The 15,984-nt window shown below is 69.2% G+C and carries 13 protein-coding genes and 1 pseudogene; 5 read left to right on the top strand and 9 right to left on the bottom strand.

What is annotated here, in order from left to right:
* Window positions 1-36 precede the first annotated feature (36 nt).
* The 3 genes from ACGFZA_RS37325 to ACGFZA_RS37315 all read right to left on the bottom strand — a co-directional run bounded on the left by ACGFZA_RS37325 (window position 37) and on the right by ACGFZA_RS37315 (window position 2,866).
* The gene (locus ACGFZA_RS37325) at window positions 37-795 is read right to left on the bottom strand and encodes an SDR family NAD(P)-dependent oxidoreductase (RefSeq protein WP_393685079.1); all 759 of its coding nucleotides are present in this window, start codon (window positions 793-795) and stop codon (window positions 37-39) included.
* 24 nt (window positions 796-819) lie between these two features.
* Window positions 820-2,166, bottom strand: a complete 1,347-nt coding sequence (locus ACGFZA_RS37320; RefSeq protein WP_393685077.1) for an MFS transporter — start codon at window positions 2,164-2,166, stop codon at window positions 820-822.
* A gap of 118 nt (window positions 2,167-2,284) precedes the next feature.
* A complete protein-coding gene (locus ACGFZA_RS37315) occupies window positions 2,285-2,866 on the bottom strand; it encodes a TetR/AcrR family transcriptional regulator (protein WP_393685075.1) in 582 nt (193 codons plus the stop codon).
* 424 nt (window positions 2,867-3,290) lie between these two features.
* On the opposite strand from ACGFZA_RS37315, the gene ACGFZA_RS37310 reads away from it, so the two are divergent.
* Entirely contained in the window at window positions 3,291-4,325 is a 1,035-nt protein-coding gene (locus ACGFZA_RS37310; RefSeq protein WP_393685073.1) for a glycoside hydrolase family 11 protein, read from the top strand.
* An 89-nt stretch (window positions 4,326-4,414) separates the two neighbouring features.
* Entirely contained in the window at window positions 4,415-5,398 is a 984-nt protein-coding gene (locus tag ACGFZA_RS37305; RefSeq protein WP_393685071.1) for a polysaccharide deacetylase family protein, read from the top strand.
* A 283-nt stretch (window positions 5,399-5,681) separates the two neighbouring features.
* On the opposite strand, the gene ACGFZA_RS37300 is transcribed toward ACGFZA_RS37305, so the two are convergent.
* Window positions 5,682-6,542: a hypothetical protein gene (locus ACGFZA_RS37300; protein WP_385285640.1), complete on the bottom strand. Its 861-nt coding sequence runs from the start codon at window positions 6,540-6,542 to the stop codon at window positions 5,682-5,684.
* Between the two features lie 499 nt (window positions 6,543-7,041).
* On the opposite strand from ACGFZA_RS37300, the gene ACGFZA_RS37295 reads away from it, so the two are divergent.
* The 3 genes from ACGFZA_RS37295 to ACGFZA_RS37285 all read left to right on the top strand — a co-directional run bounded on the left by ACGFZA_RS37295 (window position 7,042) and on the right by ACGFZA_RS37285 (window position 11,066).
* The gene (locus tag ACGFZA_RS37295; protein ID WP_393685069.1) at window positions 7,042-7,614 is read left to right on the top strand and encodes a DUF262 domain-containing protein; all 573 of its coding nucleotides are present in this window, start codon (window positions 7,042-7,044) and stop codon (window positions 7,612-7,614) included.
* Window positions 7,578-9,614, top strand: a complete 2,037-nt coding sequence (locus ACGFZA_RS37290) for a DUF1524 domain-containing protein (RefSeq protein WP_393685067.1) — start codon at window positions 7,578-7,580, stop codon at window positions 9,612-9,614. Before ACGFZA_RS37295 ends, ACGFZA_RS37290 begins: the two co-directional genes overlap by 37 nt.
* Window positions 9,615-9,887: 273 nt before the next feature.
* On the top strand, window positions 9,888-11,066 hold the full coding sequence (locus ACGFZA_RS37285; RefSeq protein WP_385285636.1) for an MFS transporter: 1,179 nt from the start codon (window positions 9,888-9,890) through the stop codon (window positions 11,064-11,066).
* Between the two features lie 596 nt (window positions 11,067-11,662).
* On the opposite strand, the gene ACGFZA_RS37280 is transcribed toward ACGFZA_RS37285, so the two are convergent.
* From ACGFZA_RS37280 to ACGFZA_RS37260, 5 genes and pseudogenes are all read right to left on the bottom strand, one after another.
* Window positions 11,663-12,880 carry a phosphatidylserine/phosphatidylglycerophosphate/cardiolipin synthase family protein gene (locus ACGFZA_RS37280; RefSeq protein WP_393685065.1) on the bottom strand — a complete coding sequence of 406 codons (1,218 nt, stop codon included), beginning with the start codon at window positions 12,878-12,880 and terminating at the stop codon, window positions 11,663-11,665.
* Between the two features lie 281 nt (window positions 12,881-13,161).
* Window positions 13,162-13,369 (bottom strand): annotated as a pseudogene (locus ACGFZA_RS37275) (hydrophobic protein).
* Between the two features lie 29 nt (window positions 13,370-13,398).
* Window positions 13,399-13,566 carry a DUF6411 family protein gene (locus ACGFZA_RS37270; protein ID WP_385285676.1) on the bottom strand — a complete coding sequence of 56 codons (168 nt, stop codon included), beginning with the start codon at window positions 13,564-13,566 and terminating at the stop codon, window positions 13,399-13,401.
* Between the two features lie 159 nt (window positions 13,567-13,725).
* Window positions 13,726-14,280, bottom strand: coding sequence for a DUF6328 family protein (locus ACGFZA_RS37265; RefSeq protein WP_385285633.1), 555 nt, complete (start codon window positions 14,278-14,280; stop codon window positions 13,726-13,728).
* Window positions 14,281-14,922: 642 nt separating this feature from the next.
* Window positions 14,923-15,966 carry a chitinase gene (locus ACGFZA_RS37260; protein ID WP_393685119.1) on the bottom strand — a complete coding sequence of 348 codons (1,044 nt, stop codon included), beginning with the start codon at window positions 15,964-15,966 and terminating at the stop codon, window positions 14,923-14,925.
* Window positions 15,967-15,984 lie beyond the last annotated feature (18 nt).

Genomic DNA, 15,984 nt, shown 5'->3' with positions numbered 1-15,984 from the left:
AGGTGGACGACCGTCCGCTCGCCGGCGGCGAGCCCGTCAGGCCGAGGACCCGCTGTCGACGACCAGATCGGTGCCGACCACCGCACCGGCCGCGGGCGAGGCGAGGTAGAGCACGGCGGCCGCCACTTCCCCGGCCTCAGCGACCCTGCCGAGGGGGTTCTCCGTCTTCACCCGCTCGGCCCGGTCGGCATCGGTCTCCCCGGGACGCAGCGACATGGGGGCGGCCGAGGCTCCGGGGCTGACCGCGTTGATGCGGATGCCCTGGTGGATGTGGTCGAGGGCGGCGGCGCGGGTCAGCGCGGAGACCGCCGCCTTCGAGGTGATGTACGCGGCGGCGTTCGGGATCCTCAGGTGTGCGCCGAGGTTGGAGGAGATGTTGACGATGGTGCCGCCGCCGTTCTCCCTCATATGGTCGATCTCGTGCTTCATGGCCAGCCACACGCCGGTGACATTGGTCCGCAGCACCGCGTCCCAGTCCGCCTCGCTCACGTCTGCGGCAGGCACGGTGCCACGGAGTATCCCGGCGTTGTTGACGGCGATGTCCAGTCCGCCGAAGCGGGTGACGGTCTCGCGTACGAGGTTCCGGAGCCGGCCGGAGTCCGTGACGTCGACGGTGACGGCGGCAGCCGTGCCGCCGGCCACCTCGATGAGGCCGGCCGTCTCCTCCAGGGAGGCCGCGGTGCGGCCCGCGGCGACCACGGACGCGCCTTCGGCGGCGAAGGCGAGCGCGATGGCGCGGCCGAGACCGGAGCCCGCGCCGGTAACGAGGACGGTCCTGCCGGTGAAGCGGTTCATTTCGGTGACTCCCTGAGTGATGGATTACGGGGTGCGGTGGTTCAGGAAGGCCACGACGACGAGGGCTGCCCCTGTCGCGGCCAGGGCCGCGGCGTCGCTGCCGAGGGTGAGCAGGACCGCGAGGAGGACGGTCGGGCCGCATTCCATCGCGGTGTTCAGTACGCCGCCCGCGAGCCCGGTCCGCCCCGGCGATACGCCTTCGGTCGCGAGGACGGAGGCGCCCGCGAAGGAGGCCGCCGCGCCGGCGGGCAGCAGCACGAGGCCCGGCAGCAGCCCGTATGCGTAGCCGGTCTGCGCGTGGAGCCCGGTGACCGCGAGGAGGGCGAGCCCGGCCGCCGCCGTGCCCATCCCGGCGGCCGTGACGGCCCGGGGTCCGTACCGGCCGATCAGGGGGCCCGCCGCCCGGCCCGAGGCGATCAGGGCCACGGCGAACGGGACGAACGCGGCCGAGGTCCGCACCTGCGACCAGTCGCGCACCTCCTGGAGGTGGAGCGAGAGGAGCACGCTGGTCATCGCCGTCCCGCAGGCGCTCAGCGCGATGGCCATGAGGGCGAGGGCCCGCCGCCGGTCGAGCAGGAAGCGGGGAGGCAGCAGCGGGTCGCGGGCCCGGCGCTCGGCATACCGGAACGCGGCCAGCAGCGCGGTCCCCCCGAGCAAGGGCACGAGCACGCCGGCCGATGACCAGGGCCGGGCGTCCGTGACGACGAGCCCGTAACTGGCCAGGGTGATCCCGGCCGTGGCGAGCAGAGCACCCGGCAGATCGAGACTCCGGCCCGGGTCCGGTGCGGTGTCCGGCAGCAGTCCGCGCATGAGGGCGAGGGCGGCGATCGCCACCACGATCGGTACGGCGAACGTCCAACGCCAGGAGAGCAGCGCCGAGATGACCCCGGAGAGCAGATTGCCGGCGGTCGCGCCGAGCACGGAGAGCCCGCCCCAGGCGGCCATCGCCCTGCGGTACTCGGGCGGGGCGGGGAAGACGGCGCGCAGCACGGCCATGGCGGCCGGCGCGACGAGGGCCGCACCCGCACCCTGGGCGAAGCGCGCCGCGAGCAGGGCCCCGATGCCGGGGGCGAGCGGGGCGGCGGCCGAGGCGGCCGCGAAGAGCACCAGGCCCGCGGTGAGGGTGGGCCGCCCGCCATATCGGTCCGCCAGGCGGCCGCCGAAGAGCACAAGACCGGCGAAGGTCAGCCCGTAGGCGGCGCTGAGGAGGATCAGGTCGGCGCGTTCCAGGTCCAGTTCGCGCCCGATGCGGGGCAGCGGGACGGCGATCGCGGCGAGCGTGAAGATCAGCGTGATCTGGACGACACCGAGAAGCACGAAGGCGTGTCGGTACCGCAGGCCGACGACGCGGTCGGCGCGTGTGGCGGTCACATCTCCCCCTGATATTTGACCGATCAGTCCATTATTCGGGCATGCGAAGGGCGCCATGGAGACACCCAGGGGCACTCGACGACACCCGGCGGCGCCCACCCGCCCCGTCGAGCGTGATTCAGTCCAGCAGTGCCAGCGCCTGCTCGGCCGCGTCCCGCACCCGGGCCGGATCGTTCGACGCCTTGCCGACGACCCGGATGCCCTGCATCAGGACGAGCAGCATGCGGGCCAGCGCACGCGGGTCGCGGCCCCCGGGAAGCTCGCCCTGAGCCTGGGCCCGTACGAGCGCGGAGTGCAGCGGAGCCTCCAGACGCTCCCAGCTGATCTCGACCCGGCGGGCCGCCGCGGGGTCGTGCGGAGCCAGTTCGGCCGCGGTGTTGGTGACGAAGCAGCCGTTCACCCCATCCGGGGAGGCCGCCTCCTCGGCGAAGCGGCGCACCACCGCCCGTACCGCGGGAAGCGCGGGGCCGGCCTGGGAGAGTTCGGCCAGGAGCAGCGGGTCACGCATCTCGGCGTACCGGTCCATGGCCTTCAGGTACAGCTCGTTCTTGCCGCCGAAGGTCGCGTAGATGCTGGCGCGCCCGATGCCGAGATGCTCGACGAGGTCCGCCACCGACGTCGCTTCGTACCCGCGCCGCCAGAACAGCTCAAGGGCCGACTGCAGCGCGGCGTCCGGATCGAATTCCTTGGTCCTGGCCACGTCGAAACCCTAGCCCTATCTGGAACGTTCGGTCAAATAAATCGTGCACTAAGGCCGGTTCGCGGACCCGCCCAATCCCGGCAACGTGATGCGTGAAATCTCGAAAGTTTCGAAGCAATCCATCATTCAGGATGAATCCTATGAGTCACCGAGATCCGCCGCCATCCGATTCTCCACCTCCCACGTGCGGTTTGACCTGTGAAGACAGTACCGAGGCCGCCCCTTGGGCGAGACCGAAGGTTTCGCAACACTTGCCGAAACTATTGACAGTTGTCGGGGGCAGATCAAGACTCCGTGACCGGGCCGGACAACCACCGCCGACCCCTGCCGTGTGAGCCCAACCACGCGTCAGGGCGCCTGTGTTGGGGCGGCGGAAGGGGCCGTCCGGCATCACTCCTACATCACCGCCCGCGGAGGAACCGACATGAGCGCACCCGTGCCATCACCTCGCAGACGCAGATCCGGCCGCTTCATGACCCTGCTGAGAAGCTCCTGGGCGATCGCCCTGGCCGCGGTCGCCGTGCTGCTGCTGCCCAATGCCGCCAGCGCCGACACCGTCATCAACTCGAACCAGACCGGCACCAACAACGGTTACTACTACTCGCACTGGAGTGACGGCGGCGGCTCGGTGTCGATGACGCTGGGCTCGGGCGGGACGTACGGCTACCAGTGGAGCAACGTCGGCAACTTCGTCGGCGGTAAGGGGTGGAGCACCGGCGGACGCAAGTCCGTGAACTACTCCGGCAGTTTCAACCCGTCGGGCAACGCCTACCTCGCCCTCTACGGCTGGACCACCAGCCCGCTGGTCGAGTACTACGTCGTCGAGAACTTCGGCACGTACCGCCCTACGGGCACCTTCAAGGGGACGGTCACCAGCGACGGAGGCACGTACGACATCTACGAGACGACCCGGGTGAACCAGCCCTCGATCGAGGGAACCAAGACCTTCAAGCAGTACTGGAGCGTCCGCCAGTCGAAGCGGACGGGGGGCACCATCACCACGGGCAACCACTTCGACGCCTGGTCGAGCCACGGCATGAGCATGGGTTCCTTCAACTACATGATCATGGCGACCGAGGGCTACCAGAGCAGCGGAAGTTCCAACATCACCGTCAGTGAGGGCGGTTCCGGCGGAGGAACGGGCGGCGGTGGAACCGGTGGCGGTACGGGCGGTGATACGGGCGGTGGCTCCGGCGGCTGCACCGCGACGCTCTCCGCAGGGGACAAGTGGAGCGATCGCTACAACCTGAACGTCTCCGTCTCCGGCGCCGGCAACTGGACCGTCACGATGAAGGTCCCCTCGCCCGAGAAGGTGCTGTCCACCTGGAACGTCAGCGCCGCCTACCCCGACAGCCAGACCCTCGTGGCCAAATCCAACGGCAGCGGCAACAGCTGGGGAACCACCATCCAGACCAACGGCTCCTGGACCTGGCCCACGGTCACCTGCAGCGCCGGCTGATCCCACCGGGCCCGCAGCAACCCCCACCTCCACCACGCGTCCGGCCGCGCTTTCGGCGTGGCCGGACCTCCGCCACCAGGAGAACCCCCATGCATCTGCTTCCCCGCCGTCGGCCGGCCGCCCTGGCCACCGGACTCGCGCTCGCCGCGACGGCCTCCCTGGGCATGACCGCCACGGCCGCCGCTCCCGCGCAGGCCGCCGCCTGCAACGGCTACGTGGGCCTCACCTTCGACGACGGCCCGTCCAACGACCACACCCCCGCCCTGCTCAACGCCCTCAAGCAGAACGGCCTGCGGGCCACCATGTTCAACGAGGGGCAGTTCGCCGCCTCCGCCCCGAGCCAGGTGCAGGCCCAGATCAATGCCGGCATGTGGGTCGGCAACCACAGCTACACGCACCCGCATCTCACCCAGAAGAGCCAGGCCGAGATCGACTCGGAGGTCTCCCGGACCCAGCAGGCCATCGCCGCCGCGGGCGGAGGCACGCCGAAGCTGTTCCGGCCGCCGTACGGCGAGACCAACTCCACCCTGAAGGCCGTCGAGGCCAAGTACGGTCTGACGGAGGTGATCTGGGACGTCGACTCGCAGGACTGGAACGGTGCGAGCAGCGACGCGATCGTGCAGGCCGTGGGGCGACTCACCAACGGTCAGGTCATCCTGATGCACGAGTGGCCGGCCAACACCCTCGCCGCGATCCCGCGCATCGCTCAGTCGCTCGCCTCCCGAGGCCTCTGCTCAGGCATGATCTCGCCGCAGACCGGACGGGCCGTCGCACCCGACGGCAGCACCGGCGGAGGCGGCGGAACCGGCGGTTGCACCGCGACCCTGTCCGTCGGCCAGAGCTGGAGCGACCGCTACAACCTCAACGTCGCCGTCACCGGCTCCAGCAACTGGACCGTCACGATGAACGTGCCGGCCCCCGAGAAGATCCTCTCCACCTGGAACGTCAGCACCACCTACCCCAGCGCCCAGGTCCTGACCGCGAAGCCCAACGGCAGCGGAAACACCTGGGGGGTGACGATTCAGACCAACGGATCCTGGACCTGGCCGACGGTGTCGTGCACCACGGGCTGACCACCGACAGCGCACAGCACCGTTCCCCGGGTGCGGCGGCCCCGCGGCCGCCGCACCCTCCGACGGCCCGGCCGGTGCGCTCGTTCGGACCACAGGGCCGGCCATGTCACCGCTCCCGCTCCAGCAGGGGGCGAAGCCGGCAGCGCCGGAAGCGGCTTGGCCGGGGGGCGGACTGCTTGCCGTAGCCGGGACGGGCCTCGCGGTACGGGAGCGGGGCTGCGGGGGCGGACCGGGCCCGTGCCCCCTTGTCCGCCCCAGTCGCCCGCCCCAGTCGTCCGTCACCTCACGGGCGGCGCCTGACGATGCGCCAGTCACGGGCGGGACGGGGAACCTTCACCTGGTCCTCGGCCGGGCCTGCCTCGTCCTGGATGACGTCCCCCGGGATGACCGGCCCGGCCGGCCGGGCGAGGTCCAGGCCGGAGAGGTGCGTCTTGAGCCGTCGCGCCATGGGACGGAAGGTCGCGAAGGTGAGCGTGCCGGACACGGCGGCTCCGACGACGGGGATGGCCTTCGAGACGGACTTGGCGAAGGTCTGCTTCGTCATCTCGACACCGAGGTACGCGGCGACCTTCTTCACGACCGGGTAGACGACGCCCTGGGTCAGGGCCTTCTGCGGCAGCTTCTTGATGACCTGCTCGGACATCGCCTTCGCCACCTTCCCCACGGCGGCGTTCGCGGACTGGGTCCCGAACATCACTCCGAAGAAGAGGGTGAGAACTCCCTTGGTGGCGTCGTCGAGCTCGTCATCGCCGTCGTCGGAGAACAGATTGGGCCAGCTGTAGAGGTAGGCGAGCTTCTGCGAGATGCGCAGCATGTGCCCGAGGTACTGGGCGAGATCGGCCGGCACCGTCGCGGGGAGGGCCAGGGCCCCGGGGAAACCGGCCGCCGCGGAGAGGGCGCTCACCTTGGCGGTCTCGTAGCGGATGGACTCATTGGCCACCCTGTCCAGCACGTCGAGCGAGACACCGGCCGCTGCGGGGGTCTCCGCTGTCGCCATGCGGACCTGGTCCTCCGAGCAATGGCGGGCCAGCGCCGTCCGAAGGTACGCCTCCCTGTCGACACGCACGCCCGGAAGCCTTGCCGCACCGAGGAGGAGAGCGGAGAAGCGCGACTCCGGATTCTCCATCATTTTTCCTGTAGCCATGCCGAGAACGTACTCCGGACAGGTGACCCGTATCCCTCCAATCAGTCATTCCGGGGCTGGTGTTGTGGCGCGGATCGCAGATCCGCCGCACTCAGCCGTGAGAGCGAGCTCCAGCACTCGCGGACCGCGTCGCCCGTACGCTGAGACATCGCCTCCGCACGTCCGGTAGGGGCGCTTGGTCGCACGACATCGCGATCAGGACCCGGGGCCGGAACTGCGCGTGGACAGAGCCGGGGCCGGAGGCTGCGCGTGGACAGGGCCGGCTCGACAGGGCGCTGCCGGCGGACAAGCGGATCGAGCAGGCGGCGGAACGCTGCGTGGAGCCGCCGACAGCTCGGCTGTCCGTCGGCCCGCGATCCCGCCAGGGAGCCCGAAGTTCGCGCTCATACCCCGTGGTGTGTCCACCCGGACGGGCTCCGACGTAGTCCGCCGCCGTTCTTCGGGAGGCCATAAGGTCATTTCCACACCACGACCGCATCAATCGCCGAGGGGGGCCGCGATGCAGGCGAAAGAGACGATCTTTGCCGATCTCGTGCAGGGCAGGGCACAGCAGTTCCAGGTGCCGCTCTATCAAAGGACCTACTCCTGGACGGAGAAGCAGCTCCAGCAGTTGTGGAGCGACATCCGGGAACAGGCGGATCTGGTCGAGCGCGGAGAGAAGGCGAACACGCACTTCCTGGGGTCCGTCGTGCTCGCACCGTCGCCGCAGAACGAGGCGACGTTCCCCCGCTGGCTGGTGGTGGACGGTCAGCAGAGGCTGACCACGCTCTCCCTCGCCCTGACCGCGATCCGGGATCACGTCAGGGACAGCGAGCCCGACGAGGCGGAACGCATCGGCGAGGAATACCTGGTCAACAAGCGCAAGAGCGGGAACGACCACTTCCGGCTCCTGCCGACCCAGGCGGACCGGCCGCAGTTCGCCCGCCACGTTCGCGGCCCGCTCGCGGAGCGGCCGCCGACGGCAACGTCGGGGCGGCCTACCACTTCTTCCGCCGCAAGCTCGCCGAGACGTCCGGCCCCACCGGCACACAGGACGTGTTCCGCATCGAGCAGGCCATCACCTCCAGGCTGACGCTGGTGGCGGTGACCGCCGAGCGCGGTGACAACGTGCACCGCATCTTCGAGTCCCTCAACAACACGGGGCTCAAGCTCAGCCAGGCGGATCTGCTGCGCAACTACCTGTTCATGCGGCTGCCCACTCGTGGTGAGCACGTGTACGACACCTTCTGGCTTCCCCTTCAGGACAGCCTCAGCAACGAGGAGCTGGAACAGCTCATGTGGCTGCAACTGGTCCTCGACGGCGATGACCGAGTGCGCCGTCAGGACCTGTACACAGCCCAGCAGCAGCGCTTCGAGCGGAACGGGGCGAGCGAGCCGGAGATCGAGGCGTACATCGCGGAGTTGCACCGACGCGCCGCTCTCTTCCGCCGGCTGCTCCATCCCGAGGAGGAGCCGGACGCGTCCGTCCGCGCCCGGCTGTACCAGCTGAACTCCTGGCAGGCGCAGGTCACCTACCCTGCTCTGATGCTGCTGCTCGACCGCCGCGAGCGCGCGGAGCTCAGCTCCTCGGACACGGCCCGCGCGATGTCGTACATCGAAAGCTTCCTGGTGCGCCGGATGATCTGCCGGGTGCCGACCAATAACCTCAACAGAGTCTTCCAAGCCATGCCCGGGCAGTTGCCGCTCGGCGTCCCCGTCGCCGACGGCCTGCACCAACTACTCTCCGCCGACAACCGGTTCTGGCCCGCCGACGGCGAACTGCGCGAGAAGGTCCGGACAGCGCCCTTCTACCAGTTCGGACGCTGGCACCAGCGCAAGATGGTGCTGCAGCGGCTGGAGGAGAGTTACGAGCATCCCGAACCGGTCGACTTCGGCGCCGCGCAGCTCACCATCGAGCACGTCATGCCGCAGTCGCCCGGCGACGAGTGGACCGACATGCTCAGGGCGGATACGGCCGACGGCGAAAGCCCGGAGGATCTGCACTCCCGGTTGCAGCACACGCTCGGAAACCTGACGCTCACCGCGGTCAACTCGGAGCTGTCGAACCATCCCTACGAGCGCAAGCAGGGCCTGCTGCACGCCAGCCACCTGGAGATGAACCGTCGCATCGCCGCAACCGAGCGCTGGGGCGCAGGGGAGATCCTTGCCCGTGCCGACGAGCTCGCCGACCGTGCGATCGCACTGTGGCCTGCCCCGCTGCGTGGAGTCGGCCGCGCGGAACGCAGCCGCGACTGGTCCCTCGCGCATCAGGCCCTCGCCGCACTGCCCCGCGGGACGTGGACGTCCTACGGCGACCTCGCCGCGTTCCTCGGCTCCGGTGCCCAGGCCGTGGGCAACCACCTGGCGAACACGCGGGGAGTGGTCAACGCGTACCGGGTGCTCACCTCGGAGGGCAAGGTCTCCGACGGCTTCCGCTGGACACCCGGGGGCCAGGGAAGCGACGACGTCCGTACCAGGTTGAGCGCCGACGGCATCCGTTTCACGGCGCACGGAGCCGCGGACCCGGCTCAGCGTCTCACGGCCGACGAGCTCGCCCTGCTGGCCGCCGAGGACGGCGATCATGCGGCAGAGCAGGAGAGCGCGCAGCACACACCTGTCGGCCAGGGCGACGTGACGCGCGCGCAGCGTTTCTTCCGTCAGCTGGAGGCGGACGACTCGCCCGAGACGGTGGAAGCGGTGCGTGCTGTTCTCGCCCACTGGGAGGAGCTCGGCGGATGGATCGGGCACGGAGGAGGCCACGTCACCACGAGCGCCTTCCTCATGCTCGGGGAAGCGGGGGCACCAGGCCGCGGGATCTGGCCGCTGACCCTCTACCCGGGCGGCGGGCGGGGCGGCACGGCGGAGATCGTGTTCCAGCATCTGGCGGCGCGCGAACCGTTCACCGACCGCGGACTGCGCGCCGCCTTCCTCGGGCGGCTCAACGCTCTGGAGGGCGTCGACGTCCCGGAGGGCAAACTGGATCTGCGCCCCAACTTCCGGCTGTCACTGCTGGAGAAGGACCACAACCGCGCACGGCTCATCGAGGCCCTGGCGTGGTTCCGGGGGCGCTGGGAGAGCCGGGACACCGCTTGAGCCCGGGGGAGCCCGGCCGGGCTCCCCGCTCATGGCCCCACATGCCATGAAGCGCTCCGGCCGAGCAGGCTGCTGCAACCCGGGCAGGCAGGACGCGGCCCGGCAGCCCCCGCCCGAGCACGCACCGCCGCCGGTCCCGGGGAGCCGGCGGCGCCCCGGCCTCCGGCGGCGCCCCCTCCGGTACGCACGGGACCGTTGGCATTAGGGTCGCCTTCGGCCACCGCGCGACCGCGCATGTCCGGCGGAGCAGGGGCTCGGCCCAAGGGGGTACTCGTGAACAACGTCGCGCAACGCGGTGCGATCGCCGCGGTGCAGGTGCTGGGCCTCGCCGTGTGGTTCTCCATGTCGGCGGTGGTACCCAGTCTCCGGACCGAATGGGGGCTCACGGCCGGCGGTGCGGTATGGCTGACGGCCTCCGTGCAGATCGGGTTCGTCGCCGGGGCGGTGGCCTCGGCCTCCCTCAATCTGGCCGACCGTATCCCGCCCCAGCGCCTGCTCGCCGCCAGCGCCGCGGCAGCCGCCGTCTGCACCGTGGTACTCGCCCTCGTCGCCGACCGGCTGGCCGTAGCCATTCCGCTGCGTTTCATGACAGGCATGTTCCTGGCCGGGGTCTACCCCACCGGTATGAAGCTGATGGTCTCCTGGGCCGGCAGTGCCGGGCGGGGCAGGACCATGGGCGTCCTCATCGCCGCCCTCACTCTCGGCTCCACGCTTCCTCATCTGATCGCCGGGGTGGGATCACTCCGCTGGCGCGCCGTTCTGATCGCCGCCGCGGCTGCCGGGTTCGCCGGTTCCGCCATCGCGCTGCTCCTCGTGCGGCCCGGCCCCTACGCGGCGAAGTCCGCTCCTGCCCGCAATCCCGGGTACGCGCTGACCATGTTCACCGAGCGTGGACCGCGGCTGGCCAACCTCGGCTACTTCGGGCACATGTGGGAGCTGTACGCCCTGTGGACGTGGATCCCGACCTTCCTGCTGGCGACCTCCGCCTCGAAGGGGCTTCCGGGCTCGGTCGAGATCACGGTGTTCCTCACCATGGGACTCGGCGGAGCCGCCGGCTGCCTGATCGGCGGCTGGGGCGCGGACCGCTTCGGCCGCCCGCCCGCCGCCATGGCGGCTCTCCTCGTCAGCGGCCTGTGCTGCCTGGTCTCCCCGTTCTTCTTCCACTCCTCCCCGCTGCCGCTGTTCGCCTTCTGCACGCTGTGGGGTGCGGCGGTGATCGCGGACTCGGGGGTGTTCTCGACCTCACTGAGCGAGGTCGCCGACCACCGCTACATCGGAACGGCCCTCACCGCCCAGACAGCGATCGGCTTCGCCCTGACGGTCGTCACTATCCAGCTCACCCCGCTCCTGGCCGAGGCCGTCGGCTGGCGGTACGCCTTCCTCCTCCTGGCACCCGGACCCCTGGCGGGCGCCCTCGCCATGCGGGCCTTCGGCAGGAGGGCCGACGCCTGATCCGGCGCAGCCCCTCTCCTCCGTCTCAGGGGGTACGACGGCGGCCGAGGGCTCGAACCTGGCCGGAGTGAAGAGGACCGCGGCCGACCACCACTGCCAGTTGACCGCATTCGGGGCATTCACCGTCCACTCGGCGCCACCTGCCAGGAGAAGGCAAATCCGGTCCAAGCGCGCTTTGATGACGGCACGCCTGTCCGTGAGTCGAGCACGGACAGGGTATTCGCCCTCCCCTGCGTACATCACGCCTTCTCCGTCGAGACCCGGTATCAGGTGCTCGGTGACGACGATCCGGCTCTTCCTCGGCGGCCACGAAGAGAAGGGCGCGAAGCTGGGTGACGATGTCGTGCAGGGCCACGGCCTGGAGGGCGCCGCTCCGCCCGAGCGCCTCGTCATAGGAGGGGCAGGCCGCGGTCGTGCGGCTCGTCCTCACCGGCTTGGGCAGTACAGGGCGCTGCTCCTTCGAGGAGATGGCCGAAGCGTTCAGGGGGCAGTCCAAGGTCCGGCCCCTGAATGATTGTGGACAACGGACTCTCACGTGGCTCAACCGCCCTCTCGCCGCGTGAAACGGACCCCTGCCCTACCTTTTGGGCAAGTGCTCACAGGAAGCGACGGATCGGCATGACGGCCGCTTCCCGTGCCCTTTGCATGAGATCGCGGCGCTTCCATCGGCCGTGGCTGATCAGCACGCTCTCCTCCCGGTCCTGTTCGAAGTGGCCGTCGAGGACCGCTGTGAAGTCCTGGTCCAGGACCGCGAGCATGACCTCCTCGTCGTGGTCGAGCGAGCGCCGGTTGAAGTTCGTGGAGCCCACCAGCGAGGCGATCCTGTCGACTGTGATGGTCTTGGCATGCATCATCGTCGGCTGGTACTGGTAGATCTTCACACCGCAGGCAGTCAGGTCCTCGTAGTAGCGCTGCCCCGCCAGCTGGCAGACCCGCTTGTCGGTGTGCGGGCCGGGCAGCAGTATCTCCACCTCCACCCCGCGGCGGGCGGCGGCGCAGAGCAGCCCGGTGAAGTAGGCGTCGGGGGCGAAGTAGGCGGTGGTGAGGCGGACGCGTTCCTCGGCGGATTCGAGGACGACGCGGATCAGGGTCTGCATGTCCTGCCAGCCGAATGAGGCCGAGCCGCGCACCACCTGGACGACGGCGTCGCCGTGGTGCTCGCCGGCAACGAACCGGTCGCGTTCGTCGAAGAGTTCGTCGTGGCACTCGGCCCAGTTCTGGGCGAAGGCCGCGGCAAGGCCGTCGACCGCGGGCCCGGTGAGCCGGACATGGGTGTCGCGCCACTCGTTCTCGTTGCGGGCGTCGCCGCACCACTCCTCTGCTATCCCGACGCCGCCGGTGAACGCGGTGGACTCGTCGACGACCAGAACCTTGCGGTGGCAGCGGTGGTTCTGCTTCAGCGGCGAGAGGTAGAGCGGCTTGCGGAACCAGGCCACGTCCACCCCGGCCTCGTCCATCAGATCCAGCTGATCCTTCTCGATGAGCCGGCTGCCAAAGCCGTCCAGCATGAGCCGGACCCGCACTCCGGCACGGGCGCGCTCGGCGAGGGCCTCGGCGAACCTGTGCGCGATGTCACCACGCCAGTAGACGAACGTCATCATGTCCACGGTGTGCTCAGCGCCCCGGATCGCATCCAGCATCGCGCTGAAGATCTCATCGCCGTTGCGCAACGGCACGAGTGAATTCCCCTCAGTGGCCGCGATACCGATCAGCCGCTCCAGCCTGCGTCTCAGCCGCAGGGAACGCTCCTCGCAGGATTCCCCGGTCAGACCATCCTGACCATCCAGCACGGTCCGTTCGGTTGTCTGAGACATGCTCCACCTCAGTATGTGTGTCGAGTCGCGTCGGCGTTCGCCCGGCAAGAACAGCTTGCCGGGCGGGAAGTAATGGCTGTGCAGCCACCGCTTACCCTCTGCGTCCCCGAAAATTCCGCGGCCCGTCACCGGTCCGGACGACGGGTCACCGATCAGACGGACGACCCTCTGGACGGGCCCCACACCACAGTTCCCCCACGCAATCGGACTGCGCAACAGGGTGCTGATAGCCGCATCGTCGGTGAGCTCAGCACCGTCCACAGCGCGTGCGCGAAGTCAGGTCACCATCGATACCAGCGGCCGGCGGCCTCCGTCGGCGCTGGTGGATCTCATCACGAAGCCCAGCAGCCACACCACCAGAACGGCCAGAGCCACCCACCAGAGGATCTTGACGGCGAAGCCGGATCCGAAAAGGATTCCCGCGAGAATCAGAACAAGAAGCAGGGGAACCGTATTAACAACCTCATGTCCCTCCACCTGCCCGAACATTCACCACCCACTCCCGCGTAGCACCTTCTCTATGAAGGGAAGAACGGGACGCGAGTGGGTTCACCGCGACCAACTCCGCTCGTGGGTGTATGAGCCTGTGAGCGCTGAGTGCCGCGTTGCGGATGGTGTGACAGGCGCGGTACGAGGAAAGCGACAAGCGCAAGAACGACGCGCAGCGCGACGACACCGGCGATCATCGTCGTGCAACTCCAGAACGTGAGACGTGCCTGTCGGTTGCCCTCAGGGCGCGGGATCAAGCGCGACGGCTGAGGAAAGGTGCCGATGCCGCTGACGAGCAGATGTCCAAGCCGGGCACCCGGGTGCTCCATGGGCAGACTACCGAACTCGCCGCGTTTTCATGCCTGGTCGTCGCGTGCAGAGCGTAGTCGAAGCCAGACGGGCAATCCGTACCAGCACATGGCGAACCACAGCATGATCCCGCCGACCAGCGATTCGGCGAGGAGGCTCGGTACGACGACGTGGAGGAGAAGCAGAAGCGTGCCGCCGATCGTCAACGCCAGAAGCACCATTCCGAGCACCATCAGCCTGCCTGCGACACTGACGATGTGGTCCTTCATGCGTTGGCCCGACAGCAGTCGGTGTATGGACACCGGCGCGATCAGCGCCCCGGTAGCGGAGGCCCCGAGTATCACGGTGATCACGTAGACCACATGATCGAAGGTTTCCAAAGTGTGGAAGTGCGCAGTGAACGCCACGCTCAGCAGGAAGCCGAAGAGAATCTGCACGCCGGTCTGCGCGACCCTCGTCTCCTGCAGGATCTCATTCCACCTGCGATTCAGACGTTCCCGTTCCGGTTCCTGCGGCTCCGGGGTTCTGTTCTCTCCCGCCCTGCGGCAAGAGGGGCAGCCGGTCTCCGGCTCGTTGGGCAGCAACTCGTCGGTCATGGCCATGGCATCCTCTTCTTCTCGGGGAATATCCGAATGCCCGCCTTCTGCGATTTCACGTCCGTCGGACAAAGAGCGGCATGCCCTGGCCCGGTGCCACCGACCCGTGGTCTCCCTGCATCGGCGAGCGGGCTTCAGTGTGAAGCGCTCTGGGAGGGCGCCCGCGCCCCAGTCGGCGGCCTTGCGAGTCGTCGTGCCTCCGCCGACGACACTCAGCACGTGCGAGGAGCGGGCGCGGTTGAGCGGACGGTCTGCTTCCGCCCACTTCCGTCGGCCTGCCCTGTGTGGCTTGAGGTGAGGCGGGGCGGGACGCGGTGGGAGGTTGCACGGGTTCCGCCACGCACGACCGCACCCGCCCCCGACCACAACACACCTACCGGCTTTCCCTTTGAGACTCCTTGTCGGAGTGCGGCGCGGTTCGTGCGTACACGTGCCGGGCCCTGCACAGAACGACACCTTCATCAGGCCTGGCTCGACGCCGAGCGGTGCCGAGCCAGCCCCCTGCCGGAGTGTGCCAGGTTGGCGCGTCCGGCCCCGGTGGACCGGACGCATCGCGCCTGGGCCTCACGTTCGTTTCCTGCTGGCTCGCGGGGTGTGGCACGCACACCACACCCCGCTCCTGATCCAGCCCGGTCCGGATGAAGGGCCCTAGCGGTTCTGCAGGGACTTGACGTTGTTGCCGAAGGACCAGCCCTTCGAGCCGTCCCAGTTGAGGGACCACGTCATGAGGCCCTTGAGCGAGCCGTTGAACGTGTTCCACGCCTGACTGACCTGACTGGGCGCCATGTAGCCGCCGCCCGCGCCCGGCTGGGCCGGCAGGCCGGGGACCTGCTTGTCGTACGGCACCTTGATCGTGGTGCCCTGGATGGTCAGGCCGTTGTTGAGGCAGGTGGTCTGAGCGGCGAAGCCCTCCACGGTGCCGGCCTGGTACGAGTCTCCCGAGCAGCCGTACATGCTGCCGTTGTAGTACTGCATGTTGAGCCACCACAGCCGGCCGTTGTCGACGTACTTCTTCACGATCGGCAGGTACGCGCCCCAGATGGACCCGTAGGTGACGCTGCCGCCGGTGACGTACGCGGTCTCCGGCGCCATCGTCAGGCCGAAGCCCGCCGGCATCTTGGCGAGCACACCGTCGATGATGCGGATCAGGTTGGACTGGGAGGCGGACAGCGTGTTGATGTTCCCGCTGCCGGACAGACCGGTCTCGATGTCGATGTCGATCCCGTCGAAGTTGTACTTCTTGAGGATCGGGACGACCGTCTCCACGAACCGGTCGGCGACCTTGCTCGACGACAGGTCGATGCCCGCGGCCGCACCGCCGATGGACATCAGGAGCGTGGCGCCGTTCGCCTTGGCCGCACACATCTCCGCCGGGGTCGACACCTTCGCACCCGCGTCCATACCGTCCTCCCACAGGACGGTTCCGTCCGAGAGGATCACCGGGAAGGCGGCGTTGATGACGTTGTAGCCGTGCTGGGCGATCCTGGTGTCGGTGATCGGGACCCAGCCCATTCCGGGGTGGACACCGTTCGAGGCGCCGTCCCAGTTCTCCCAGTACCCCTGCAGAACCTTGCCGGCCGGCTTGGGCTTCGTGGCACAGGTGGCATCGCCCGGAGGGTCGGTGGGCGGCGGGGTGGTGGGCGGCGGCGTGGTGGGCGGAGGTGTCGTGCCCCCGGGGCCGGTGAGCGACACGTCGTCCGCGACGTACGC

Origin of the sequence: Streptomyces sp. NPDC048211 (genome assembly GCF_043202315.1) — a bacterium.
In the GTDB taxonomy this organism is placed as follows: Bacteria; Actinomycetota; Actinomycetes; order Streptomycetales; family Streptomycetaceae; genus Streptomyces.
The sequence above is the reverse complement of the archived record's forward strand: the minus strand, read 5'-3'. Positions and strand labels throughout refer to the sequence as shown.

What these genes read in the sequence shown, in the direction of transcription:
- ACGFZA_RS37270 (WP_385285676.1), bottom strand. Translation starts at nt 13,566, where the DNA reads ATGATCGCCGGTGTCGTCGCGCTGCGCGTCGTTCTTGCGCTTGTCGCT.
- ACGFZA_RS37300 (WP_385285640.1), bottom strand. Translation starts at nt 6,542, where the DNA reads ATGGCTACAGGAAAAATGATGGAGAATCCGGAGTCGCGCTTCTCCGCT.
- ACGFZA_RS37325 (WP_393685079.1), bottom strand. Translation starts at nt 795, where the DNA reads ATGAACCGCTTCACCGGCAGGACCGTCCTCGTTACCGGCGCGGGCTCC.
- ACGFZA_RS37295 (WP_393685069.1), top strand. Translation starts at nt 7,042, where the DNA reads ATGCAGGCGAAAGAGACGATCTTTGCCGATCTCGTGCAGGGCAGGGCA.
- ACGFZA_RS37265 (WP_385285633.1), bottom strand. Translation starts at nt 14,280, where the DNA reads ATGGCCATGACCGACGAGTTGCTGCCCAACGAGCCGGAGACCGGCTGC.
- ACGFZA_RS37280 (WP_393685065.1), bottom strand. Translation starts at nt 12,880, where the DNA reads ATGTCTCAGACAACCGAACGGACCGTGCTGGATGGTCAGGATGGTCTG.
- ACGFZA_RS37305 (WP_393685071.1), top strand. Translation starts at nt 4,415, where the DNA reads ATGCATCTGCTTCCCCGCCGTCGGCCGGCCGCCCTGGCCACCGGACTC.
- ACGFZA_RS37310 (WP_393685073.1), top strand. Translation starts at nt 3,291, where the DNA reads ATGAGCGCACCCGTGCCATCACCTCGCAGACGCAGATCCGGCCGCTTC.